Source organism: Paenibacillus uliginis N3/975 (assembly GCF_900177425.1).
In the GTDB taxonomy this organism is placed as follows: domain Bacteria; phylum Bacillota; class Bacilli; order Paenibacillales; family Paenibacillaceae; genus Paenibacillus_AQ; species Paenibacillus_AQ uliginis.
Map to the genome: position 1 here is coordinate 67,511 of NZ_LT840184.1, position 25,146 is coordinate 92,656.

The 25,146-nt window shown below is 43.3% G+C and carries 18 protein-coding genes and 4 pseudogenes; 13 read left to right on the top strand and 9 right to left on the bottom strand.

Going from position 1 to position 25,146, the window contains the following annotated elements:
- Nucleotides 1–103 precede the first annotated feature (103 nt).
- A complete protein-coding gene (locus B9N86_RS00335; RefSeq protein ID WP_208917131.1) occupies nt 104–1,216 on the bottom strand; it encodes an amidohydrolase family protein in 1,113 nt (370 codons plus the stop codon).
- 310 nt (nt 1,217–1,526) lie between these two features.
- Here B9N86_RS00335 and B9N86_RS00340 point away from each other — a divergent pair, with 310 nt between their 5' ends.
- Nucleotides 1,527–1,883: a nucleotide excision repair endonuclease gene (locus B9N86_RS00340; protein ID WP_208917133.1), complete on the top strand. Its 357-nt coding sequence runs from the start codon at nt 1,527–1,529 to the stop codon at nt 1,881–1,883.
- Nucleotides 1,884–1,947: 64 nt separating this feature from the next.
- Here the strand turns inward: B9N86_RS00340 and B9N86_RS00345 are convergent, their stop codons facing one another.
- The 5 genes and pseudogenes from B9N86_RS00345 to B9N86_RS00365 all read right to left on the bottom strand — a co-directional run bounded on the left by B9N86_RS00345 (nt 1,948) and on the right by B9N86_RS00365 (nt 7,675).
- Nucleotides 1,948–3,156, bottom strand: a complete 1,209-nt coding sequence (locus B9N86_RS00345) for an MFS transporter (RefSeq protein ID WP_208917135.1) — start codon at nt 3,154–3,156, stop codon at nt 1,948–1,950.
- Nucleotides 3,157–3,208: 52 nt separating this feature from the next.
- Nucleotides 3,209–4,171 (bottom strand): phospho-N-acetylmuramoyl-pentapeptide-transferase, encoded by a 963-nt coding sequence (gene mraY / locus B9N86_RS00350; RefSeq protein ID WP_208917138.1) that lies wholly within the window; start codon nt 4,169–4,171, stop codon nt 3,209–3,211.
- A 138-nt stretch (nt 4,172–4,309) separates the two neighbouring features.
- Nucleotides 4,310–5,665, bottom strand: coding sequence for a sodium-dependent transporter (locus B9N86_RS00355; protein WP_208917141.1), 1,356 nt, complete (start codon nt 5,663–5,665; stop codon nt 4,310–4,312).
- Between the two features lie 247 nt (nt 5,666–5,912).
- Nucleotides 5,913–6,440: pseudogene (locus B9N86_RS00360) on the bottom strand (glycosyltransferase family 2 protein); the annotation flags it as partial.
- A gap of 242 nt (nt 6,441–6,682) precedes the next feature.
- A complete protein-coding gene (locus tag B9N86_RS00365; RefSeq protein WP_425298590.1) occupies nt 6,683–7,675 on the bottom strand; it encodes a glycerophosphodiester phosphodiesterase family protein in 993 nt (330 codons plus the stop codon).
- Nucleotides 7,676–7,831: 156 nt separating this feature from the next.
- On the opposite strand from B9N86_RS00365, the gene B9N86_RS00370 reads away from it, so the two are divergent.
- Nucleotides 7,832–8,518, top strand: coding sequence for an FHA domain-containing protein (locus B9N86_RS00370; RefSeq protein ID WP_208917145.1), 687 nt, complete (start codon nt 7,832–7,834; stop codon nt 8,516–8,518).
- A gap of 104 nt (nt 8,519–8,622) precedes the next feature.
- On the opposite strand, the gene B9N86_RS00375 is transcribed toward B9N86_RS00370, so the two are convergent.
- Nucleotides 8,623–10,815 (bottom strand): GH92 family glycosyl hydrolase, encoded by a 2,193-nt coding sequence (locus B9N86_RS00375; RefSeq protein ID WP_208917147.1) that lies wholly within the window; start codon nt 10,813–10,815, stop codon nt 8,623–8,625.
- Between the two features lie 36 nt (nt 10,816–10,851).
- Nucleotides 10,852–11,946, bottom strand: a complete 1,095-nt coding sequence (locus tag B9N86_RS00380; protein WP_208917149.1) for a GntR family transcriptional regulator — start codon at nt 11,944–11,946, stop codon at nt 10,852–10,854.
- Nucleotides 11,947–12,366: 420 nt separating this feature from the next.
- Between B9N86_RS00380 and B9N86_RS00385 the strand changes: the two genes are divergently transcribed.
- The 4 genes and pseudogenes from B9N86_RS00385 to B9N86_RS00400 all read left to right on the top strand — a co-directional run.
- Nucleotides 12,367–13,923, top strand: coding sequence for an extracellular solute-binding protein (locus B9N86_RS00385; protein WP_244562904.1), 1,557 nt, complete (start codon nt 12,367–12,369; stop codon nt 13,921–13,923).
- A 63-nt stretch (nt 13,924–13,986) separates the two neighbouring features.
- The gene (locus B9N86_RS00390) at nt 13,987–14,922 is read left to right on the top strand and encodes an ABC transporter permease (protein ID WP_208917153.1); all 936 of its coding nucleotides are present in this window, start codon (nt 13,987–13,989) and stop codon (nt 14,920–14,922) included.
- Between the two features lie 12 nt (nt 14,923–14,934).
- Nucleotides 14,935–15,828 (top strand): carbohydrate ABC transporter permease, encoded by an 894-nt coding sequence (locus B9N86_RS00395; RefSeq protein ID WP_208917155.1) that lies wholly within the window; start codon nt 14,935–14,937, stop codon nt 15,826–15,828.
- Between the two features lie 159 nt (nt 15,829–15,987).
- Nucleotides 15,988–16,428 (top strand): annotated as a pseudogene (locus B9N86_RS00400) (hypothetical protein); the annotation flags it as partial.
- Here B9N86_RS00400 and B9N86_RS30070 read toward each other — a convergent pair.
- Nucleotides 16,413–16,877, bottom strand: a pseudogene (locus tag B9N86_RS30070) (hypothetical protein); the annotation flags it as partial. The pseudogenes B9N86_RS00400 and B9N86_RS30070 overlap by 16 nt on opposite strands.
- Before the next feature lie 756 nt (nt 16,878–17,633).
- On the opposite strand from B9N86_RS30070, the gene B9N86_RS00405 reads away from it, so the two are divergent.
- From B9N86_RS00405 to B9N86_RS00435, 7 genes and pseudogenes are all read left to right on the top strand, one after another.
- Complete coding sequence (locus tag B9N86_RS00405; protein ID WP_210190626.1) at nt 17,634–18,587, top strand: sensor histidine kinase; 954 nt, start codon at nt 17,634–17,636, stop codon at nt 18,585–18,587.
- Between the two features lie 5 nt (nt 18,588–18,592).
- Nucleotides 18,593–19,264 carry a response regulator transcription factor gene (locus tag B9N86_RS00410; protein ID WP_244562905.1) on the top strand — a complete coding sequence of 224 codons (672 nt, stop codon included), beginning with the start codon at nt 18,593–18,595 and terminating at the stop codon, nt 19,262–19,264.
- Nucleotides 19,265–19,456: 192 nt separating this feature from the next.
- Nucleotides 19,457–20,473 (top strand): alpha/beta hydrolase, encoded by a 1,017-nt coding sequence (locus tag B9N86_RS00415; RefSeq protein ID WP_208917161.1) that lies wholly within the window; start codon nt 19,457–19,459, stop codon nt 20,471–20,473.
- Nucleotides 20,474–20,533: 60 nt separating this feature from the next.
- Nucleotides 20,534–21,157: pseudogene (locus B9N86_RS00420) on the top strand (hypothetical protein); the annotation flags it as partial.
- Between the two features lie 212 nt (nt 21,158–21,369).
- Nucleotides 21,370–22,893 (top strand): MFS transporter, encoded by a 1,524-nt coding sequence (locus B9N86_RS00425; RefSeq protein WP_208917164.1) that lies wholly within the window; start codon nt 21,370–21,372, stop codon nt 22,891–22,893.
- Nucleotides 22,894–23,123: 230 nt separating this feature from the next.
- A complete protein-coding gene (locus B9N86_RS00430) occupies nt 23,124–24,050 on the top strand; it encodes an ABC transporter ATP-binding protein (RefSeq protein WP_208917166.1) in 927 nt (308 codons plus the stop codon).
- The gene (locus B9N86_RS00435) at nt 24,047–24,814 is read left to right on the top strand and encodes an ABC transporter permease subunit (protein WP_208917168.1); all 768 of its coding nucleotides are present in this window, start codon (nt 24,047–24,049) and stop codon (nt 24,812–24,814) included. The genes B9N86_RS00430 and B9N86_RS00435 overlap by 4 nt, the downstream gene beginning before the upstream one ends.
- Nucleotides 24,815–25,146: the final 332 nt, after the last annotated feature.

The following is a 25,146-nucleotide window of genomic DNA, read 5'->3' on the forward strand; positions in this document are numbered from 1 at the left end:
AAAGTTCAGAGGAGCCACAGTATTTTATTGATTGATGTACTCAAGACGAAAAAACTGCCAGCCCATAAGCCAGCAGTTCGTCGATTTATGTATAGTAATAATTTTATTTTGCTTTCTCACTAGTCTGCTCCAGCTCAAATATCAATTCATTGGCCATCCGCTTGTTCAAGCGATAGGTTTTCTTTTCGCCTAGTTTGGCAGAAAGCTCTTTAATCTTTGCAATTTGAGTGTCTGTTGGGGGCTGAAGCTCAATTAATCGTTCATAGTTTTGATAAGCTGCTTTTTGTGCGGTTTCCGGGGTAAGGAGATCAATGATTTCGTATAAAGCATGGGCAGCATGAGATGCGTTTAAGCCATATCCCGAATCTGTCGATAACATAAACCGATCCGGATACTGCTCCATGAGCGGTACATAATCCTCCAGCTTATGCTTACTGTCAGGACTATACGCGGTAAAGCCTGCGAAAAAATCGATGTACAGATTTGGGTACTTTTCCAATAGCGGTTTTATATTTTCGGGCATATTATATGCATTGGCATGTCCGAAAATAAAAGTCGTATCCGGGTGCTGTTCTAACGCTTGCTTCAGATGCTCAATGGGCGGGCCATTTGGTGGATCGATATGCAGCAGAACAGGAACGCGGTAGGTCGCCGCCAATTCATAGATTTTGGGAAGATAGCCGTCATTCGGATGCTCGGATTTCCACTCTAATTTGGAGACAATCGGCGAGTAGGTGGAGGCGGCAGCGATTTCGCCAATGTTTAGATAACCCTGCTCCAGATTTTCCTTCACCACGGATAGGCCCTCTTCGTCATAGACCGGGAATCCTGCAAAAGACGGGTAAACATGGGACGGGTTTTTTCGATAGTGATCCCAAGCCAGTTGATCCGTCACTTTAGCACTCGGTTCGGAAATGCTTCCGAATAATACGATTCGATCAATTCCATAGTCGGTCCATGTCTTCACCGCATTAGGATTACTAGCGTCATGGTTGTGAATATCAATGAGTGTGATGTCCCGGTATAACTCTTGTACATCCGAACTCGTATCCTTAGATGTACGAATTTTCTGGATCAAATCCAGTTCCTGACTTGGCTTATAGTCTGTAAGAGGTTCAACAATTACGTTACTGCCTGACCCTGATGAACATGCGGCTAGAACTGAAACACCGAGGCTGAGTATACAAAGTGTGTTTCGCAGCTTCTTTCGAGGCATTTTTCTTTCCTCCATTATCACAATTATTTTTTTGTTTTCCCGCTGCCTCATGCCTATGCCTTGTTTTATCTGGGGAAACTTTACATTTTATAAATAGAGTATGTGGTAAAGCCGCTGTAAACTCAACTGTTAGTTTGACAAGCCCGGGTATAACATATAATTGATGGCTATTTAGACCGTGAGAGGGCCATGTCGACCTAATTCATCCGGAAACACAAGAAGATTATGCGTATAAGCATCAAAGCCAGTGGTTTCGCGTTTGTAAGTGTGATAGTATTTACATCTATATAAGATGAGGAAGTGAGCTTTAGTGATAAACATAACCATTCCAACACCGGATGTTACCATTACCAAACAAGATGCTCCAGAGCTAAGTCATATTTACGGATTTACGGATTTTCACCTGATCTCCAGAGAAAAGGGTGGGATCTTTATGTTTTACAACGATAATGACGAGCTGTTGTTCGTTGGAAAAGCTAGAAAGCTGAGACCTAGAATCAAGAAACATTTCGAGGATTCTGTGTCCGTGATCAAGAACCATAGAAACGAAGTTACGAAAATTGAAGTGTGTATTATCGAAGATGCAGTTCACAGAGAAATCTATGAAACGTACATTATTAATGAGCTCAAGGCCAAATACAACGTAGATAAAGTGTTTTTCAAATAATTAGTAGACAATAAAAAAGCAATAGACGCAGCCTCTCAGGACTACGTTATTGCTTTTTTTGTGTTTAACGGGCTTGCAACGCACTATGTTTACGTTCAACGATGTAGCAGGCCGTACCCAGGATTAGACCGAGCCCTACAAGCAGCGCACCAACCCAAAGAAGGGATGTTATGGACAGATGTGTAATGACCCATCCTCCAATGAAAGCTCCAGCGGCATTACCCAGATTACCGGCAGAATGACTGGAAGTAGAAGCAAGCGCTGGAGCGGCCTGGGCCAGACTCATAATCCGTACTTGCAGTCCCGGCATCACTGCGAAGGAAGCAGTACCCCATAGAAATATAGTCAGTACGGCAGCTAGCGGACTATACACGGTAAAGGTAAAGAGGGTAAGGATGACACATATTGAAAAATATAGCCCCAGTATAGAAGGCATCAGCTTCCAGTCTGCAAGCTTGCCGCCAACGATATTACCAATCGTGACGCCACAGCCGAACAGGACCAGAATCCAGGTTACACTATATTCGGCGAAACCGGTCACTTTTACGAGCAGGGGAGTAATATACGTAAATACGGTGAATAAGCCGGCGTTGCCTAGAGCGCCGATTAGCAGGTATAGGAGCAGCTTGGGCTGAATCAGAGCGGAAACCTGCTGTACAAGACTAGCCGGTTTGTCTTGTTTCATATGCGGAATGAAGGCAATAATGCCGATCAGTGCCACAACACCCATGATTGCAATTGCGCCAAAAGAAGCCCGCCATCCCATGTTTTGTCCGATGAATGTACCCAGAGGAACCCCAATGATATTAGCAATGGTTAAGCCCGCCATCATAATGGACACAGCCCCGGCACGCTTATTCGGTGGCACCAGATTAGAGGCGATAACGGCGCCAACCCCGAAGAACGTCCCGTGGGTTAATGCAGTTATCATGCGGGCTATCATTAGTACAGCATAATTCGGAGCGAACACAGAAATGCCATTGCCTAGAATGAATAGAACCATGAGTAGATACAGCAGCTTTTTTTGCGGGATTCGTTGTGTAAGGATTGTCAGAATGGGAGCACCCACGGCTACCCCTAGAGCGTACATCGTAATGAGTTGTCCTGCGGTTGAAATGCTAACATGCAGATCATCAGCTACATTGGGTAGAATCCCCATAATAACAAATTCAGTCATGCCGATCGCAAAAGCGCCTGCCGTAAGAGATAGTATAGAGACAGGGAATGGTTCTTTACGTACCTGTTTTCTGTTCATACTTTGAGTTAGATTCATGGTGAAGATGTCAACCTTTCTTCTGTCTATAATGAAGTCACTTGGATTACATTTATGAATTTCCACCGAGTACATACTTCCATAGAAGCCAGCAAATAAGCACTGAAAACCAGGAGATAAAACCAAACACCATAACAATCTTGTTCTCGCTCCAGCCATACTTGAGATTGAAGTGATAATGAATAGGGGCCATCCGGAACAGCCGCAACTTCGTACGTTTGTAATACCAGACCTGCAAGATAACAGATAGCTGTTCTGCTAGATAAACAGAGAACAGGATCGGGATCAAAATCTCAACCTTCTCGATCACTGCCAAAATGGAGAGTGAGCCTCCAATCGCGAGTGATCCGGTATCGCCCATAAATGCTCGAGCCGGATAAATATTGTACAGAAACAGACCGAGCAGACAGCCAATCATAACGAGCGAGAATACTTGTACTTCGGGTCTCTCTGAAATCAGAAAGAAGAAAAAATAGGTCGGGATCGACACATTAATTAACAGTCCATCCAGCCCGTCCGTAAAATTGATGGCATTGGCGGAGCCGACCACGAACAGCAGCATGACCGGCAGATATATATAAATGGGCAATTGCAGCTGGAATTCCTGGAACAACGAGATGTTACTTGTCAGACCAAACGAACGGAACAGCACAAATAGCAGCGCCCCAGTAAATGCAAATTGAAAAGTGAGTTTCATGCGACCAGAAATACCTGAGGGATCCTGAAACACGGCCTTTTTGTAATCGTCCATAAAGCCGATGGAGCTAAACAGTATAAACGTAATGCATAAAAACATCATTAGAGGGGTGGGATGAAACTGAAGTGACATCGCTACACCTGTCAGCAAAATAAGGCCTGCCATGAGCGGTGTTCCACGCTTGGCTTGATGGTCTGGTGGCAGTTCCGTGCGAATTGGCTGCGTAAGCTTCAGCGTGTGTAATCCTTTAATGAGCAGCGGCGTCAACACCGCGACTAGTAAGAATGATAAACCAGACACGCCTAAAATCCCGAACATATAATAAACACCGCTTCCTGACGGATTGTCCTTTTTTATTATGTAATTCGATTATATGGACAATTATTCCTTTTGTGAACAATAAAATAAGCCACTCCTTAAAGGAGTGGCCTTCTTTCACGTTATCTTGATGCAAGTTTATTCAAAATTAATAACTCCCGTCGTATGCAGCAGCACGAGGAACACGAGAATCGGTGCTACATATCGCAGCATGAAGAGCCATACACGGAACCAGCCGGATTTCAGGCCTGCGCCTTCGGCGGCCCCTTTCCAGTAATATCCCGCAAAGATCGTAGTTATAAGTCCGCCGATCGGAAGCAGGATGTTGGAGGTGATGAAATCCATCCAGTCAAAGAACGACTTTCCTCCGATATCGTCAAGTAATGGTACCGTACCGAATGACAAGACGGATGGAAGACCGACCAACAGAATGGACACGGTTATAACGATTACGGACTTTGTACGGCCCCAGCCCCAACGTTCCATAGCGTAGGACACCGGTACTTCAAGTAGTGAGACGGTAGAGGTCAATGCTGCGAACGAAAGCAGGACAAAGAACAGACCGCCGAAGAATGTACCAAATGGCATGGCCGAAAAGGCTGCTGGCAGGGCGATAAAGACAAGTGATGGTCCTGCGTCCGGCTCAATACCAAAAGAAGCGGTGGTTGGGAAAATAATGAGACCTGCAATGAATGCATAGATAAGGTCACCGGCTCCAATGGCAAGTGTTGCCGTGCCGAGCGATTGACGCTTGTCTACATAAGCGCCATAGGTAAGCAGAATACCCATGCCCAGGGATAGTGAGAAGAAGGCATGTCCCAGAGCGACCAATGCAGCTTCTGTAGACAGCTTGGAGAAGTCCGGGTTCAGGAAGAAGGATACCCCGGCTCCTGCCCCTGGCAGTGTAACCGCTCGGATCATGAGCACGATCAACAGCATAATAAGGCCCGGAATCAGTATTTTGTTAAACTTCTCAATACCTCCGGATATACCGCGTGCCACGACAAACCCTGTAAGCGCAATGGCTACCACCTGCCATACCATCGGCATATAACCGCCAGTAAAGGCAGTAAATTGCCCTCCGAAATTAGAATCCACAAATAACTGCCCGCTGAACGATAAAAACGCATAATGAAGCGTCCAGCCTGCGATAATGACGTAAAAGGACAAGATGATGAATGGCGCAATAACCTGCAGCAGCCCTAAAGGACCGAATGCCTTGGGCCCGCCTGCCTTGACATAAGAAGTTGCGGCACTTCCACGCCCGGCACGTCCAATTGCAAGTTCAGCCAGAAGCACAGGCAGACCGATAATGATCAGGCAGGTGATGAAGAGAAGGAAAAAAGCCGCTCCACCATGCTCCCCGGTAATGTACGGAAATTTCCACATGTTCCCCAGGCCTACAGAACTTCCGATTGCAGCCAGAATAAAACCCATTGAAGAAAAACGATCATTCTTACCGGGAGCTGTCGGATTCCCTTGTTGTAAACTCATAAATTAACCCCCAGTCGATTGTATTACAGTATTAAAGTTTCTTTATTATATTTCATATCGTGTCAGAAAGTAATGAGTAAAATCTCTAAACCTTAGATAATATACCTATAACTTCTATAGGTTTTCCTTATCAACAGTTACCCCGTGATGGTTACGGTATAATCGCCACTCGCAATCAGATCGGACAGTATTTAGAAAAAGAGCGCTGATTCACTTTGTGAATCCAGCGCACCACATATCACTCAGATTAGCCAAACCGCTGCGTTTTATACCACTTGTTTTGTCGGCCTGTAATCTTATCCATAATTATGGATATAAAAGCTTTTATAGAAACAACCAAGAATAGCTGCGCATAGGTGAAGTAGGATATACAGGATAAAATAAAGTTACGTGTATTGCTTTGTCCGATGTCCGCGGCCAAAGCCAGATTGATCTGCAGCACATAAATGTAATACATGAGCGCCCAGGCAATGACCAGGTATACATACACATCGCTTTGGAACTGAAATGGAGATACGACATTCGGGTTAAACAGAGCAATAATCTGGTAAACAATGTTCGATACAAACAGGATATCCGAGACAATGATAGCAATCATGAACCAGAAATAACTGGCAGCGTAATATAAAACCTGCATCTTGATACGCCAGCTTGACCGGTTGAACAAGTGATGGATATTGTCCGTCACAACCCGGTAGTTACCCTTGGCCCAACGTTCCCGCTGCTTCATATATACACTCAGCTGTTCCGGTTCCTGCTGATAGGCTTCGGCTTGCCGGGTGGGTATCCGCTTTTCGTTGTTAGCAGAACCGCATCTATATAACTCTACCTGTTTATTTCTAAAATAGGAATGGGGGAAAATTTCTATTCATGGGATACAAACTTCAATAACTTTATATAAAGAAGCTGTACCCTATACTGTCAGTCGAGACAGAAGGCACAGCTTTACTAGAGTTGATTCAGACTCGTAAGGAAGTTGTACTCAACGAGATTAGTATTCATATTCTAAATATTTCCTTATGGTTTCAACTCGCCTAGTTTCAGTGCCGGAGCGATCAAATCAATGCGATTTGTCCACAGGCCGCCGCTATAATCAGTGGGCAGTCTTTCCAGGTCCTGCTCTGAATCAAACCCTTCCGACCATCCGCCGTTACCGGCCACCACAATTACCCGCGTATTTACACTATCCATACGGTTCAAAAATTTATCCGGCCATCCCCATAAGTAACGGGCATATTTTTCAGGAATATGTAGCTGAGTATTGCGGCATACCGAGGGTATATATCCCGTCCAGCTAGCGCCTGTATAGGAAACGAGGCAGCTCTTCAGGGTAGCCTTGGACATAACCCGAAGAGAAGGGAGCTGGGCTTTCAAGGTACTAATGGGTGCATCATCACCATACACCGTAAGCTTACTCAAATGCTCTTCCGGCAGATTTTGAAGATACTCCGCCAGTTGAGCCCCTTCTTTTGCATCGCTGCTCTTGATATGGATCAGGAAAGAGCTGTCCGGGAATGTGGATAGAACCTCGCTCAAGGAAGGCATAAGACCCGTTCCTTTACCCCGAAACGGATAAGTAGCTCCTTTGTCAGCCGTGTATCCATAACCGATGTCTATGTTTTTCAGCTCTTCCATGGTATAATCCATGACCATGCCTTGTACGTTCGTACGGCATCCTAAGGTCCAATCATGAAATACGGCAAACTGACCGTCCTTTGTCGGTTTGATATCCAGCTCAACCAGGTCCGCTCCCGCGTCAAAGGCGGCTTCCATGGACGGAATTGTATTTTCCAAATAGGGATGCTCCGGCTCGTAAATGCGAGAGGCCGTGCAAGTGTCCGCTTCAATGCCCTCCATGGTAAATGTTTGGCCAAGACCGCGGTGTGCAAGAAGTAAAGGTTCACCCGTGCGTTCTTTGGTAAGAAGTGAAGTATTATTTAAAAATATAAATATGAACAGTACGAGAATAAACGGTATAATTTTCTTCCATCTTTTTTTGTTTTTCACTATCCGATCCTCCACAATCTGTTTACAATATACAGTAATAAAGACCCTCATATTTAATTTTATCCATATGGAGAGCTCACTCAATAGCTGAACCATAACAATTACATGATAACGATCTGATAATAGCAATATAATGATAAAGATACGGGAGGGCTAGTTATGGATAAATCCTCCTTTTTGATGGTGGAACGGGGAAATCCTTACGAGCGGGGGGATATCATTCCGCTGACAAGCAAGATGATTATTTTGGGCAGAAAGGGAAAGCAGTGGGATCCCGATATTTCCTTTGATAATGTGTTTGTGTCCCGGAAACACGCAGCTCTATTGTATAAAAACGGGCGCTTCTTCATTAAAGATTTGAACAGTAAGCATGGGACTTTCGTGAATCAGGAACGGCTGGCGCCGAACGGGGAAAGACCCCTTCAAAATGCGGATTCGGTTGCGCTGGCGGGTGATTTGATTGTTTTGTCGTTCTCCATCCTCAGCATGGATGAAACGATGGACATTACGCCGCTGATGAAACAAATGGCGGTTGTTGAGGCACCCGGCGGGGTTAAACTGGACCCGTTCAAACAGGAGCTTGTTTTCGGAGAAGACGTTTATGCTTTTTCAGAAAAAGAGTATAAATGCATGGAGATGCTGATCCATCATAAAGGGCAGTTCGTGTCTAAGGAACAGCTAAAGCTGGAGGTATGGCCTGAACGAAGTTATAGCATAGGAGAGATTCCGGATGTGAGCGCGGAGGAGCTAAATGCCCTAATCTACCGGGTAAGGAAGAAAACGCGTCATATTTTGTCTATTGAAAGTATCCGGGGGAAAGGATACATACTGCATTCTAAAGATTAGATGACGGCTATATTAAAAAAGGGACATCCCCGAGACCAGTAAATCTGGCTTGCACGGGATGTCCCTCTTTTCTTGTTAAATGGAGTGCATAATATGATTAATCGTTATTTTTTTGAAATCGAGAATGGAATCTCGTCTTGTTCATATTGGCGGAAGCTAGGAGCCAACCCAAGGCGGAAATCCAGTGTTTTGCCATCCATTATATCCTCATGCTTAATGTACAGCTTGGTGTAGTCTTCGCCGTCCAGCTTAACATTCGCTACGAAATTGGACTGAGGATTATTGTTGTCGGTATGAACCTGCATTTGTTTGCCGTTTGGAAGTTCAATCGTTACGCTGTCGAATAGCGGAATACCGAGTACATATTCACCGCTTCCCGGACATACCGGATAGAAGCCCATGGAGCTGAATACATACCATCCGGCCATACTTCCGTTATCCTCATCACCTGGGAATCCGTCAAAGCCGCTGTTGAACAGGTTCGTCAAAATCTGCTTGATCACAACCTGGGACGAAGCCGGCTGTCCGACATAGTTGAACAGATATGGAATATGGAAGCTCGGCTGATTGGAAATCGCCACCTGTCCGAAATCGATCGCCGCCATTTCACTCATTTCATGAATTTCAAAGCCGTAACCCTTCACATCAAAGTCCGGAGCTTTGTTGCACAATTCGGTTATTTTGTTAAAGAATCGTTCCTTCGATCCATAGCCTTCAATCAATCCTTCGAAATCTTGGAATACCGCAAAGCTGGTCTGCCACGCACTACCTTCGGCATAATCAAGTCCCCAGCTTGTATCGTTGAAGTCCGGACGGAATTGTCCATTCTGGTCCTTAGCCCGCATAAACCCGGTTTCGGCATCAAAAATGTTGCGGTAGTTCAGCGCGCTTTGTCTGTATCGATCAGCCAATTCGGTGTTCCCTAATACATCCGCTACCCGGCTGATACAGTAATCGCTGTAAGCATAATCGAGCGTATGGTTGACGCTTTCGTGATAGTTGCTTGGAACATAACCGTATTTCAAATAATCCAGAGTGCCCTGGCGACCGTAAATGTTCATTTCGCTCTGTGTTGTTGCTGCCTTCAGCATCGCTTCAAGCAGTTCTGGCAGCAGAGGATCGGCAATGCCTTTTACGGCTGCGTCAGCAATAACGGCATCAATCAGTGTACCAGGCATCAGACCGCGCTCATCCGGAGACAGCCATTTTGGCAAGAAGCCGGCTTCTCGGTACGAATTCAGATAGCCCTCCAGCATTTCCTTGTACTCCTGAGGGGCAATAATGGAATAGAGCGGATACACTGTTTTGTATGTATCCCAGAATCCGTTATTGGTGTATAGAATGCCTTTCTTAACGGCTTTGGCGGTCGTATCGTAATGAATCGGTTCCATATTACCATCCAGCTCATAGAACTTTTGAGGGAACAGGAACATGCGGTACAAGCATGTATAGAAGGTCTTTAAATATTCTTCATTGTGATGTGTCACTTTGATTTTGTTTAAATAGTGATTCCAAGCGTTAGCTGCTTCTTCTTTCATATTTTCAAAAGAGGTTGCAATCTCCCGCTGGTAGTTGAGCTCCGCCTGCTCGAGGCTAATAAAGGAGGTGGCAAGTTTGACCTCCAGCGTATCTTTCTCACAATCCGTAAAGCGAATGACAGCATGCTGATCGGTTCCTTCCAGCACTGCAACGTTCTCTAGTTGTTCTTTGGCATTGTAAAAGCCAGAAGTGGATGGATCGATGTCCTTGTTGAATGTCATAACTATATATATTCCAAAATTCTCGTCCTGACAGCCGGAGAAATTGCTAATAAAGCCTGAGACTTTACGGCTTGCTGCATCCCATTGCAGCGAGCTTTTCCCTTTAGCGTTCAGAACAAGACCTGCTTGTTGACTGGAGTTGTATTTAATTCGAAGCGATGCACCGTAACAGGACGGAACGAGTTCAGTCGTTATGTTGTAACGCTGCTGCTTTACGCGAACATAATGTGGTTTGAAGATGGCTTCTTCAGGACGATAGGAGCTTTGACAGGAGAAGATAGACCCTCTGATCTTGTCATCGGCAACCGGCGTCATTAGGAAATGGGCGAAGTCTCCCATCCAAGGACTCGGCTGGTGTGTCAAGCGTATTCCTTGAAAAACACGGTCATTCGGATTGAAGAACCAGCTTCCCTGATCGTTGGTTTGAACAACAAAGTGATTCATACCAAAAGGTACCGAAGTGTACGGCAGCGTATTGCCGTTCGAATACGAATGTTTGTTGTTGGAGCCTTGTCTAGTATCGATATAGTGCAGCATGCTAAGCGTCTCCTTTAGTAATGAAAGTGATGGATATTACAATCTCCTTACGGTCTGTCGTTCGATGAGCTTGACCGGAACGACTACGTTTTCCATTGATTGTTCGTGAGGCTTCTCAATGAGCTGTATTAGGCTCTGTGCAGCCCGATATCCCATTGTGCCAAAGTCTTGTGAAATGGTAGTCAGCTTGGGCTCTACAAAGCTTGCGAGATGGATATTATCAAATCCCACAATGGAGAAATCGTCGGGTACAGACAGACCCAGCTCCTTGGCGATTTGAATAATCTCTATGGCGATAATATCATTCTCAGTGACTATTCCTGTGATTCCTTGCTCCAAGATCGTTTGAATAAAGCGGATATAATACTCTCTCCCGTTGTCATCATCGTGCTTTAAATAACGTTCGGTTACGTCATTCACGCTCTGATCAATCAAATCATAATCAAACAACGCTTTTAAATAGCCAAAGTATCGTTCGCGTATCGAAGAGGAATATTCCACTTTTAGCGAGGAGATAAAGGCTATTTTTTTGTGGTTGTTCTCGATTAGATGCTTGGTTGCCTGGTAAGCACCATCAAAGTTATCCGACACAACGGACAGAAACGGAATGCCTTCAACACCTTTATCCATCGTTATAAAAGGGAATTGGGATAAATGACATTGGTACAAAATGCCGAGGTCCGAGATGCTGCTCACGGGATAAAAAATGATGCCCGAATTCGAACTTTGAAGAGCAGCCTGCAGCAGTTTCCCTTGTCCGACAATCGTGTTGGACTGGATATTGAGGGTGTATTCTGTTCCCGCAAGGTATTCATTGATTCCCTTTTCGTAATCGCCAAGACCCGGATTATGAGTGAACGGCAGGATAAGTAAAATCTCTTTGCTGGCTTTATCCAAGGAACGATTGGCCGGAAGCACGGAATTGACAAAGCTGCCCTTGCCCTGTACGCGATAGATCAGATTGGCATTCTCCAGTTCGGTGAGTGCTCTCTTGGATGTAATTCGACTCACGTTGTATTTTTTGGAGATTTCGGCTTCTGTTGGAAGTTTGTCACCGATCTTTAGTTCACCAGATTCAATCTTCGTTTTTAAGGCAATGACGATATGTTGATATAGTGGAATGTTTCCCATGTACAGTCCCCTTGCTAAATTTGATATATCATTTAATTATGGATATGTCAAAGTATTGTAAATATTTTTTGAAAGCTAAATCGTTGTTACATTGAACTTTTAGAGAGTCATCAAAACACATCCGCTAAAGGGCATCAATAACCGTGATACCATGGGATTATTCAATAATGCTTCTCCATGATAGCTTTCACTTGCAGTTCAACTCTTAGGTTTCAAACCCTGAGAAAGGTCTTAGTCTCATAGTATATATATGTGCTAAAGATTTCAAGGATAATCGCTTACATCACCAAAAAATAGAAATGTAAGCGCTAGACAAATACGATAGTATATCATATAATCAGTTTGTAATTGAACATGATATATCAAATATTGGGGGTTGGTTGAGTGTTTACTTCGAAAAAGGGGAAAGTTGTAATATCAATGTTGCTAGCATCGTCCCTGCTCGTTACAGCTTGTGGTGGTAAATCAGAGGAAGCGAAGAAACCGGATTCTGGTGATGCGAGCACGAAAACGACAGAAATTTCGCTCTTAAGACCAAGCTGGAACAACCTGCGGCCTGCATCAAGCGATTTGTGGATGTGGAAAGAATACGAGAAAATGTCCGGAATTAAAGTGAACTGGGAAGAGCTCACGGATATCGGCGAGAAGAAAAACGTCATTTTGACCAGAGGCGATCTGCCTGATGCGTTCTATCAAGTGGACTGGAACAATGGAGAATTGCTGAAATACGGTAAGCAAGGTCTGTTCTTGCCGCTGGAGGATTTGATCAAGGAGCATGCGCCGAATCTGCAGAAGTATCTCGAGGAGAACGAAGATGTAAGAAAAGGGTTAACCAGTGCGGATGGTCACATCTATGCAACTCCTTATCTCGACCCATATCCGGAAGGTAACCGGACGATCCGCTTGTGGATCAACAAGAAGTGGCTGGACAACCTCGGCATGGAGGTTCCTAAGACCACTGTCGAGCTGGAAGAGGCTTTGATGGCATTCGTTACGAAGGATCCAAACGGCAATGGCCAGAACGATGAGCAGGGCTGGTATATGCCAAGTGGTTCGCTTGGCTGGACCTTCGAGCAGATGATGATGGGTTCCTTTGGCATTGGTAACGGCGGCCGCAAGGCATTAGGTAACTTTATCTATGTTGATGATAACGATGAGATTCAGCTTACGATTACAGCCGACGGGTATAAAGAGCTTCTGAAGTACGAGAACCGGATGTACAAAAACGGGGCTATCAACAAGCAGGCTTTCAGCGGCGTTGACTATGACAAATGGACTGCTGACGCTGCAAAAGATACGGTCGGCGCTTGGAACTGGGCGGCACCGGATTATGTCGGCGAGAGCGTAAAGGATGATTTTGTCGCAATTAACGTTCTTGCTGGTCCTAACGGAGATACCGCTTCCCTGACCGATTCCCAGGTTGCGGGCGCATCCAGTCTTGTCGTCACGAAGGATGCGAAGGACCCAGGAGCTATTCTGAAATGGGTTGACTATTTCTACAGTGAAGAAGGCAGCGTGTTTGGCTATCTCGGTAAAGAAGGCGTTACCTACAATATGGAAGACGGCAAGATGGTCTACATCGATGAGATCTTGAACTACAAAGATGGTATCGGGCTCGGAGCATTCCAGCACGTAGATAACGTGTATGGCGGGTATTTCCCATACATAGAGCTTTCTCCGGAAGTTAGAGCGGCTGCAGGCAAAAAAGAAGCAATGGTCTACACGGATTTGACGGAAGAGACATTGCCAAGTGTAATGCTGCCAGACCTGCCGGCAACCATCGAGGAAGCGAATGAATCCTCCTCTATTCTTGCAGACGTAGGTAACTTTGTCGGACAGATGCGTGTTGAGTTTGTTACAGGCACCAAGGATATCGACAAAGAGTGGGATAACTACATTGCGCAGTTGAAAAAAATGGGTTCGGATAAATACTTGGAAATCAAGCAAACGCAATACAAACGTTATAAAGAGAGCTAAACGATCTGTTGTTTGGGGAGATTCTTAGGGAATCTCCCCAAATTTTAAGGAGAGGGGAAAACTATGGAATCTTCACTTCACAAGAAAAATCTTCTTAAGCCGAAACGCAATTCATTTCGGAAGCATAAATGGTTGTATATCATGATGCTTCTGCCACTAACCTCCTTGATTATATGGAACTACATCCCGATGTACGGGATTATTATTTCGTTTAAAGACTACTCTCCAGCACTCGGAATTATGGACAGTCCGTGGGTGGGCTTTGCCCATTTCGAAAGATTTTTTAACGCCTTCTATTTCTGGGATGTTATTATCAACACCCTGCGAATCAGTCTGTACAGCCTCCTTGTTGGCATTCCGCTGCCGATTATATTAGCTGTCATGTTTAATGAGCTTCGCAGTAAGAAGTATAAGTCTCTTGTACAAACCATTTCCTACATTCCTAACTTTATTTCGATTGTTATCATTGTCGGTATGGTTACGTTTTTTACGTCTCCGGTCGACGGTGTTATTAATGCCATAATTGAGTATTTCGGCGGCACGCCAATTGATTTTATCGGCGATCCGAAGTTGTTTCCACACGTTTTTGTCTGGTCTGGTATTTGGCAGACGGTCGGTTGGGGGACGTTGATCTATACCGCTGCGATGTCCGGCATTCCGCAAGACCAATATGAAGCCGCTTATCTTGAAGGTGCATCCCGAATGCAGTGCATTCGCCACATTACGATTCCGGCGATCATGCCGACCATTGTGATCTGCGCCATCTTAGCCACCGGGTCCGTCATGTCAGTTGGATTCGAAAAGGTACTGTTAATGCAGAATGATGCAAACCTTGCTACATCCGAGGTTTTGTCAACATATACGTATAAAGCGGGTATTTTGAATGCGGAATATAGCTTCTCTGCTGCTGTGGGCTTTTTTAACAATATCATTAACTTTATCGTTCTGTATCTGGTGAATAAATTCGCTCAGAAATTTAGTGAGACAAGCCTGTGGTAAGGAGGGGCAACTATGCAGTTATTTCTATCTAGAGAAGACAAAATTTTTAATTGGATCAACATATCAGTGATTGGAATCATTACACTGATTATTTTGTATCCATTATTGTTTGTTGTGTTTGCATCGCTCAGTGATCCCCGTCAAATATTCGACAATGCCTTATTGCTCTGGCCTCGAGGCTTTACATTAGAAGGATATAAGCGGGTGTTTGATAACCCGGATATATGGATGGGCTTCAAAAATGCTGTGATCTACACCGGGCTGGGAACAGCCGTTAACGTCATGATGACAACGCTGGCGGCATACCCGTTATCCCGGCGGGATTTTCGGGGACGGAATTTTATTACGATCTTGTTTACGTTCACGATGTTCTTCTCCGGCGGTCTGATTCCTACGTATTTGGTTAACCAACAATTGGGCATTATCAACACCATGTGGGTTATGATTCTGCCGGGTGCGGTCAGCGTATACAACATGATTATTATGCGTACCTACTTCCAGCAGAACATTCCCGTAGAGCTGGAGGAAAGTGCATTTATTGACGGAGCTACCGATATGCAGCTGCTGATCAAGGTTGTATTGCCACTTTCAACGCCAATTATCGCGGTAATGATGATGTTCTATGGCGTGGGCAGATGGAACGGTTATTTCGATGCCATGATTTATTTGTCGGATCGTGACTTGTTCCCGTTGCAGCTGATTTTGAGGGAAATCCTCGTACAGAACCAGATGGGCGATGTGGCCAATCAGGCGATCATGACCAGCAACCAAAGCGAGGTCAATATGATCAAGCAGTCAATCAAGTATGCTGTGGTTATTGTATCCAGTATTCCGGTACTTCTTTTCTATCCGGTCGTGTCCAAGTATTTTGAAAAAGGGATTATGATTGGTGCTATCAAAGGTTAAGTATCATACGCTCGTTCTGTGTTCCATGAAAGACACCATTCTTTATTCCTGTGATGGGAAATAGAATGGTGTTTTGTTCGTGCCCCTGAACACTTGCCCAGGCCTCTGCATAGCATATAACACAACTTTTAGCGGCTTCGGGAAGGGTGTGGCCTTGCGATGGGCATTCATTTGACGGCAATTCATTATGTGTATCTGGCGTTTATCGTGTTTATTATGGCGTTGCTGATCCGGCGACGGGATACAACGATGATATGCGTAGCTGGTATTTTTGCGCTGGGGGTGCTGGCGACCGAGACGCTGGCCGGATCGGTATCCGGTATATTCAATTCCTTTATTTATGCGACAAAAGAGCTGATGGGAACCATTATGATCATCTCGATCATTGTAGCCATGAGCCGGGTTCTCATCCTTACGGGCATTAATGAGACGATGGTGTCACCGCTGACCCGCTTCCTGCGAACACCTGCAATGCTATACTGGGGTATTGGTATCATCATGATGATCACGTCATTTTTCTTCTGGCCGTCTCCGGCGGTGGCGCTGATCGGTGCTGTACTGCTACCAGTGGCAGCCCGAGTAGGACTGACTGCACTAGGCACTCCAAGACTTGGGAGGCCCGCACGAATTGCAACAGGTAAGAGAACAGCCCCTAACAGTGCCACAGCTGGTGATGGCCAAAAGAACCACGAAATAAACATCATTAACAGACCAATCGTCCAGTAAGCAAGTGCAGGTGTTTTAATGATTTTTGTAAAAGGAGCAATCATGACCTCATTAATACCAGAAATCCGACTCATGGCAACGATAATAGAAATAATAAGAATAATCGACAACAGCTCTGTAATGGCATAAATAAAACTATTAAAAACACCACTAATGGACGCAGTTAAATCGCCTGTAGCAAAGATTGCTAGCATGAAGATGCCTACTACACAAATGAGGGTGGTATCGCGACGTTTAACCATAAAGCCAATGATAAGGACAATAAAAACAACGTAAATCCAATGGAGAGCCGTGAATTCTATCCCCGTACTTTTCCCCCTCAAAATTCAAGTCTGGTTCTATAGAATATGAAAAAGGTTGGTGATGAATTTGAAAAAATTCACCTTAAGTAGACTTGTTATATGATTTGATAATTGAAAAAGTATATATTTTAGTTACTTCTGCAAATGCTGCTTTAATCTCCTCGATTGTATAAACATCTTCAAGTATGAAGTGTCTCACCTAAACTAACTGGAGTTTCAGTGAAGAAGGAAATGGTATAATTAAAAAAATATGTATATGATAAGTTATAATGTCCTAAATTTATTTTAATTAAAAATACAACGGGTAATTTTCTATAAAAAATCTATTCAACAAAAGGAAATCATCTCTACATTATTTAGTGGGGGAGAAATTAAATAAGGGATATTAATCAGAGTTGTAATAGAGGATAGTAGTTAGAAGTTTAGAACAAATAAATACAAAAAAGAATTGAAAATGTTGACTCTTTTGAAACTACAGTACAGTTTTAATTTATCATCTCCAGGTAGGATTCGAAAATGATTAGTATTAGGAATGATGGTATATACACCGAAGATGGGGGAATAAAAGTGGAAGCAATAATAGATCAAAGGAAATGGCATTGGCCCGACTATTTTCTATTTCTCATGCGTACGGTATGGTTTTCTTTTAATGGATACGCGATATTCGTTAGTACGATTGGTTCGGAAAAGTGGATTATACTTTTATGGGCTAGTTGTTCTTATATCATACCCCATCTATTTTATCGGCCTGGGCTTATAAAGTTCCATTATTATTTAATGGCCGAGGTGTTGTTAACGGGGTCTTTGTTTATTTACTTATCAAGACAGTATGATATATCAGTGACTTACAGTTTTTTACTTGTGCCTATCCTTACTCTTGCTTATGCTTGTCAAGTTAAGCCATTAATTTGGTTAGGACCTTTCGCCGTATTAGCTAGTACATGGGCAGGCAGTCTCTTTACTAATCAGGATTTCTTTAAACTCTTCATTGATACTACTATTTTTTATGGTATTGGGTTTTGCTTAGGAAGGATGACCATCGTCAATAAAGCTAATAAAGAGTTAATTGCCTCTATAGAGGAAAAAAATAAGGATTTGGAGTATTACTCCAAAAAAATTGAGGAACTGACGATAAAGGAAGAACGAAATAGAGTTTCACAAGATTTGCATGATACGGTAGGCCATATTTTCACATCGGTCATAACAAGCTTAGATGCCCTTCCTTTTCTATATCGGGCAGATCAAAAAGAAGCAGAAAAAAGTATAAAAGAGATTTCAGATTTAGCACGGAATGGCTTGAACGATGTGAGAAAGACAATTCACCATATGTCTCCAACGGACCATCAGACACTTGTTGAATCAGTGAAAGAATTGATTGCTGATTTTATGAAACATACATCAACAGATATACAACTGAATGTCAAAGGGGAAGCGACCAAAGTCAGTGAAAGAGTAAAGTTTGCCATTATTCGTTGTATCCAAGAAGGACTTACAAATGCGAAAAGACATGGTCAGGCTACTTTTATTAAAGTAAATATTTCGTTTGAACAAGAAGAATTGATCGTTCTTATCGAAGATAATGGAAATGGTTGTCATAAATTAAATTTAGGATTTGGCTTATGCTCCATGAAAGATCGAATATCGGCATTAGCGGGTACGGTTAACTTTGATTCTAAATTGAATAATGGTATGAGGATCACGTGTAACATACCTATGGCAAAGGAAGTTTAATGATCATGATTAAAGCGGCAATCGTTGAAGATCAAGAGATTCTAAGAAAAAGTTTAAAAATTGTGATTGAAAATATTTCTGACATTGAGATTGTTGGAACTGCAGAAAATGGAGAAGAGGCAATTGCTTTATGCGAAAGGGAAAACCTTGATATTCTTTTAATGGATATTCAAATGCCGGTGATGGATGGGGTTAAGGCAACAGAAGAAATAAAAAAACGTTGGCCCAATATAAAAGTGATCATCCTTACTACTTTTCAAGATGTCACTCATGTGTTGAATGCCTTAAATGCTGGTGCAGAGGGTTATATATTAAAGGCTGTTGATCCAGAATATTTAGTTCAGGGAATTAAAATGGTGTATTACGGAGGCTCCCTCATTCCTCAACAATTAGCAAAAGAGGTGTTTGGTCAAATACAATTAAAAAATAACTCACACACGGATCAAGACCATAACGCTATGATTCATCCCTATGATTTAAATAATCAAGAAATAAAAGTTCTCAAATGTTTAACCCAAGGATTGTCCAATAAAGACATTACAGAAAAAATGTTTCTTTCCATGGGAACTGTGAAAAATTATGTTTCTACCATTTATTCGAAATTGAATGTAAAAAACAGATCTTCCGCTATTACTAAAGCAATGGAAGAGAGTCTTATAGAAGATAAGAAACATTAAATAAGAGAGCGTAGATGAAGTTAAATTGACTTTGTCTATGCTCTTTTTTTGATTGCAGCCCCTTATTATAAAAAATTAGCCAAAGGTCATAATTTGTCGTTTTATTTATAAATATTTATGACTTATTAGTGACTTACCGGTACTACAGTATATTACTTTTCATTTGTATAGTATTGATTAAGGAGGGATTAGATGAAAAACTTAAAGAGATTAATAAAATATGTCGGTGTATTCATTATTATAATACTGGTAATCGCACTTTTCAGGCCCACATGGACTTCGAATATAAAAGGGGATAACAGTATTAGCGTTCTAGAACAAGTTGAGATCAATGGTACCAAACAGCAAATCATGATTAGAGGTCGTGATCAAAATAACCCGGTCATTATATATGTACACGGGGGACCGAGTGTGTCCGAAATTCCTTATGCCAAGTACGAAGACTTATTAGAAAAGGATTTCACTGTCGTTAATTACGATCAAAGAGGAAGCGGCAAATCGTATCATTTTAATGAGGATTATTCTAACTTAACGGCAGACGTACTTGTAGATGATTTATTAGAACTTACGGATTATATTTCGAAACGATTTGGTAAAGAGAAAGTGATCTTAATAGGTCATTCTTACGGCACATATTTAGGAACAACGGCTGCTTATAAAGCTCCAGAAAAATATGAAGCCTATATTGGGACTGGTCAGGTGAGTAATATGCAAGAAAGTGAAATAGATAATTTGAATTATACAATAAGTGAAGCAAAAAAAGCCGGAAATACAGAAGATGTGAAGTACTTAGAGGGGATCGCTGAAAAAATATATAAAGGAGAGGCAGCGGCTCCAAGAGGTTATGTAGGGAAGTACGGCGGCGCTACAAGACTTATTAATATGTCGGATGGCGAGATACTATTAAGTCGTGAATATAATTTGTTGGATTTTATTCGTTATAACAATGGAGTTGCTAAGACACAAGAACAACTTGTAAAAGAGGTTTTTGATAAGCCACTACCTAAGGCAGTTACCAAACTTGATTTACCATTTTATTTTGTAATGGGTAAATACGACGCTATGACTTCATCTAATGCAGCAAAAAAATATTTTGATAGGATTGAAGCGGATAAAAAAGAGTTTATTTCTTTTGAGCAATCAGCCCATTATCCACAATTTGAAGAGAAGGAAAAATTTTATAACTGGATGTGCGACACATTTAAATAGGGTAGCTTTTTTCTTACATTGAATGCGAGATTGTGAAGAATTGTACTTTAACAGGCAACCGCTGCAATGTTCTTACTAAAACTGCAGGGCGGAGATGCTACGGCACTCGTTGGTGGTACAGCCGTGTTTATTCTGATCGTCGTAACTTTGCTTGCACATCGTAACCAAGGTCTGGAGAAGGTCACATCCTATCTGATTGATGGATTTGTTTTTGGATTTAAAGTGTTCGGCCCGGTTATTTCGATTGCCGCCTTTTTCTATCTGGGCGATTCGGCATTCACAGATCTATTCGGCAAAGTGCTGCCGGAGTCTTCGCATGGCATTGTGAACGACCTTGGCGTGGCTCTGGCTGGTAGCGTGCCGATGAATGGAGCAGTAGGTGCTGTAACCCTGACAATTACCGGAGCGATTACGGGATTGGATGGGTCGGGCTTCTCCGGTATCTCGCTTGCAGGATCGATCGCGCAGCTGTTTGCCGTCGCAACCCACTCGAGTGCGGCAACCTTAACGGCGCTCGGTCAAGTAGCAGCGATCTGGGTGGGTGGTGGCACGCTCATCCCGTGGGCTCTTATTCCGGCCGCCGCCATTTGCGGTGTGAGCCCGTTTGAGCTGGCGCGGCGGAATTTGAAGCCGGTATTGATCGGTCTGGCTGTGACGACCGTGGTTGCCATTTTTCTTGTATAAGTCAGGGATCTGCCCCGGGATGTGTTCCCGGGCTTTTTTGCGTTGTCCAGGCGGTGCATGACTGAAGAGAGTAACCTTGTCGATTGCCGTACGGATGGGAGGAGGTCGTTGTCAGATGCTTTAAAAGAACCAGGAATTAACAAAAAATAATTTGACAGTGACTATCAAGTGAAATAAACTCTCATTATTGATATTGAAAGGTGGTAACTCTCATGATTAATCAAGGGAATCGAAGATGGTGGGTGCTAGGTGCTCTTGCAGTGGGAATCATTGCGGTTGGACTAGATATGACAATTCTTAACCTCGCTCTGCCCGTTCTTGCTACGGATTTGCATGCAACGAATGGGGATCTGCAGTGGTTTGCGGATGCGTATAACCTTATATTTGCTGCTATGCTTTTGCCAGCAGGTTTGTTAGGAGATCGATTGGGACGAAAGAAGATGCTTATTATTGGCTTGATTGTGTTTGGGGCGGCTTCTGCAGCATGTGCTTATGCTAGTTCATCCTGGGAGCTGATTGCTGGACGCGCAGTTTTGGGGCTTGGTGCTGCATTTTTGGTACCATTATCAATGTCAATCATACCAGTATTGTTCTCAGAGGAAGAACGTCCTAAAGCAATAGGCGTATGGATGATGGCGAACGCGCTCGGTATTCCGCTGGGACCGGTTGTGGGAGGCTGGTTACTGAATAACTATTGGTGGGGCTCGGTTTTTCTTATCAACATCCCGTTAGTCATTATTGCTTTAATCGCCGTCTCTATATTGTTGCCTGAAACGCGCAGCGAAGTTAAGCAAAAAGTGGATACGATAGGGATTCTTGCTTCGAGCCTTGGATTGATCGGCTTAACGTACGGAGTAATTGAAATTGGCGAAAGAGGATGGGGAGACGTTACAGCATTATCTTCTATAATTGGCGGGATATTGTGCTTAGCCGTTTTTATGTTGTGGGAAAAACGAGTCAAACAGCCGCTTATTGATCCATCGTTATTTCGATCATCCAAATTTACATGGGGATCGATACTGGCTACTGTAATTTCCTTTGCCATGTTTGGTGTATTGTTTGTAACGCCTCAATATTTCCAAGCAGTTCAAGGTGTGGATGCGTTAGGCTCCGGACTACGCTTATTGCCATTAGTTGGCGGGCTTTTGTTTGGAGCTCCGATATCCGATAAACTTCAATCGAAGTTTGGTACCCGGGCTACTATAGCACTTGGTTTCTCGATACTCTTTGCCGGTTTAGCTGTTGGAGCCAATACGGGTGTGGATAGTGGCTACGGTTTTGCTTCCATATGGGTCACTGTAGTGGGATTAGGGATAGGATTTGCTTTACCTGCGGCAATGGATGTTGCAATGTCGGCACTTTCAGCAGAACGCAGCGGTGTAGGTTCGGCTTTAATTATGGCACTACGTCAAGTTGGGGGGACGATGGGGGTTGCTATATTAGGGACCGTTCTCAGCACTTACTATCGAAATAATCTTGATTTAAGCGGTTTACCGGGAGATGTTGCAGAAGTTGTGCAGCGCAGCGTATCTGCTGGAGCAGCCGTGGCACAGAAAATCGACTCGGCAGCTTTATTGAATTCAGTACGCGCTTCCTTCGTTGCTGGAATGGAAATGATGCTGTGGGTATGCGGAGGAGTAGCGGTTCTAGGACTCCTGTTAACAGTAATTTTTATACAAAAGAAGACAAACTCCAACAGAACGCTAGAGTTGAATCAAAATGTGATTGGGGAATAAGCAAGTTTGTTACATAAAGTGCGTGTTCAAAAAGGTCGGTTTTCAGCACCGAGAAGGTTGGATGAAGCTAGGAACTGAGGAGCGGAGCGTACGTTTTGGGTACGTGAGCACCGGAAGGACTGGTTGAATTCAAGATTCGATGCCGAGCCCACTTCCTGATTCACTTCGTGATCAAAAGCGGACTTTTTGAACAACCTCGTAAAGTAAAATCACTAATAAGGTGGTGTAGTATGTCTGCCATTCTTCTCCGGAATCTGAATAAAACATACAGCGGCAAGCGTGGTGTGATTGATCTGAATCTAAAGGTAGAGCGAGGTGAAATCTTCGGATTTATCGGGCCTAATGGGGCTGGAAAATCGACGACGATACGATTGCTTTTGCAATTGATTGCTCCTACATCAGGAGAGATATTTGTTTTGGGACATCGTGTCAATGGTGACGACCCGCGACTGCGCAAAAAAATAGGTTATCTCCCATCCGAGGTTCGGCTTTATCCAGATATGACAGGCAATCAAGTTCTGAATTTCACGGCAAACGTACACGGAGTAAACTTAAAAAAGTCTCCGATTCATGAATATGCAGACAGACTTCAATGGAATGGAAATCAGAAAATCAAATCCTATTCATTGGGAAATCGAAAGAAACTCGGCATTCTTCTTGCACTTATTCATAATCCCGAATTACTTATTCTAGATGAACCAACCTCGGGATTGGATCCGCTCGTGCAGCAACAATTTTTCCAAATACTCCGTGAATGGAATGAGTTAAAAGGAACAACTGTGTTTTTCTCAACTCATATACTGACTGAAGTTGAAAAATTATGTGACCATGTTGCTATTATTCGAAACGGGCGCTTAATACAAGTATCAACGGTATCAGAGATTTCTGCTGCTGGCGATCATTTCATCGAGGTTTCTTTTTCTGAAATGGATGAACGCGATCAGCTGCAAGAACTGTATAAAATTGATCCGAATACAAAATGTGAAAACGGTATTTACCGATTCCGTGTTCAAGATAAGGAACTTCGTTCTCTTCTTGCCGTGCTGTCCAAAATGCCAATTAAGGATTTGAGCGTGCGCAGAACGTCGCTTGAGGAAAAATTTATGAGCGAGTATGTTTCGGAAGTCAATGAATCAGGTGGGGTGGCTCGGACATGAATAAAATGATGCGTTATGAATTTAACCAAAATCAAAGAAGCTTCTGGATTGCTTTACTGGTCGTAGGGCTTCTCCAAGCCATCCCCGCGGCAGCCTCCAAGTCATATTTGGAGAGTGTGAAGAAAAAAATGCAGGAAGAGCGATTGGAAAACTACTCCGAAAACCTCACTACTTTTGAAGGATGGGTATCCGGGCAGCCATTCACGTTTTTTTTACTTCTCCTTGGTTTTTTCTCTTTGAGCTGGGCAATTGGCTCCATTGTCAAAGAGCGAGATCGTCATACAGTGGAGTTCTTATTTACGCTTCCGTATAGCCGAACCTCTATTTATTGGGCTAAATGGCTCGCGCATATTTATCAAGTGATTGTCATTGCTGTTGTATCGACAGGAATTGTCTTGTTGATAGGGAGATTTATCGGCATGCTGAATGCGCCTTTGGCAGTAACGAACGTTATGTTGGCAGGATTATTGACCTCACTAGCATTTATGGGAATCGGATTTGCATTATCTCCATGGCTGAACTCTGAACGCGGAGCTTTGTCGATTGGGATTGGAATAGTATCAATTATGTTTTTATTAAATATAATCTCTAGCTTGAATGATAGTTTTATGTGGATGGCAAAGGCTAACTTGTTTAATTTGTTTGATGCAGCAGCCATTAGTGAGGGAGAGGGGCTGCCTATCACATCAGTGTTCGGCGCATTGGGGCTGCTTGCAGCGGGGAGCTGTGCAGGATGGGCCGGTATTGTTCAAAGGGACTTGTGATATTCGCGGTGAAAATATAAAAAACCAGTGATGATACAAGAACAGTTGAATGATCATGCTAGAGTATGCTAACTTCTCATCATTTCGTAATCATGCTAAACTTACATATGATTGATTAAGATGTGGGGGCACGTGACACGTGGAATAACGCCACATAACAGCTGATGAAGCAAAGAGACTCGATTTCGAAATGATTCCTATTGCTCGATTCCTAAATTCCTTTGTGGGTAGCTTGTGTTTGGATTCGCTAAAACGTATCTTGTTGGGACGGTTCATGGGATCGAATAAATGGAGTTCGAGCAAAATACCATTGGGGAGTGAGCAGGGTGTCA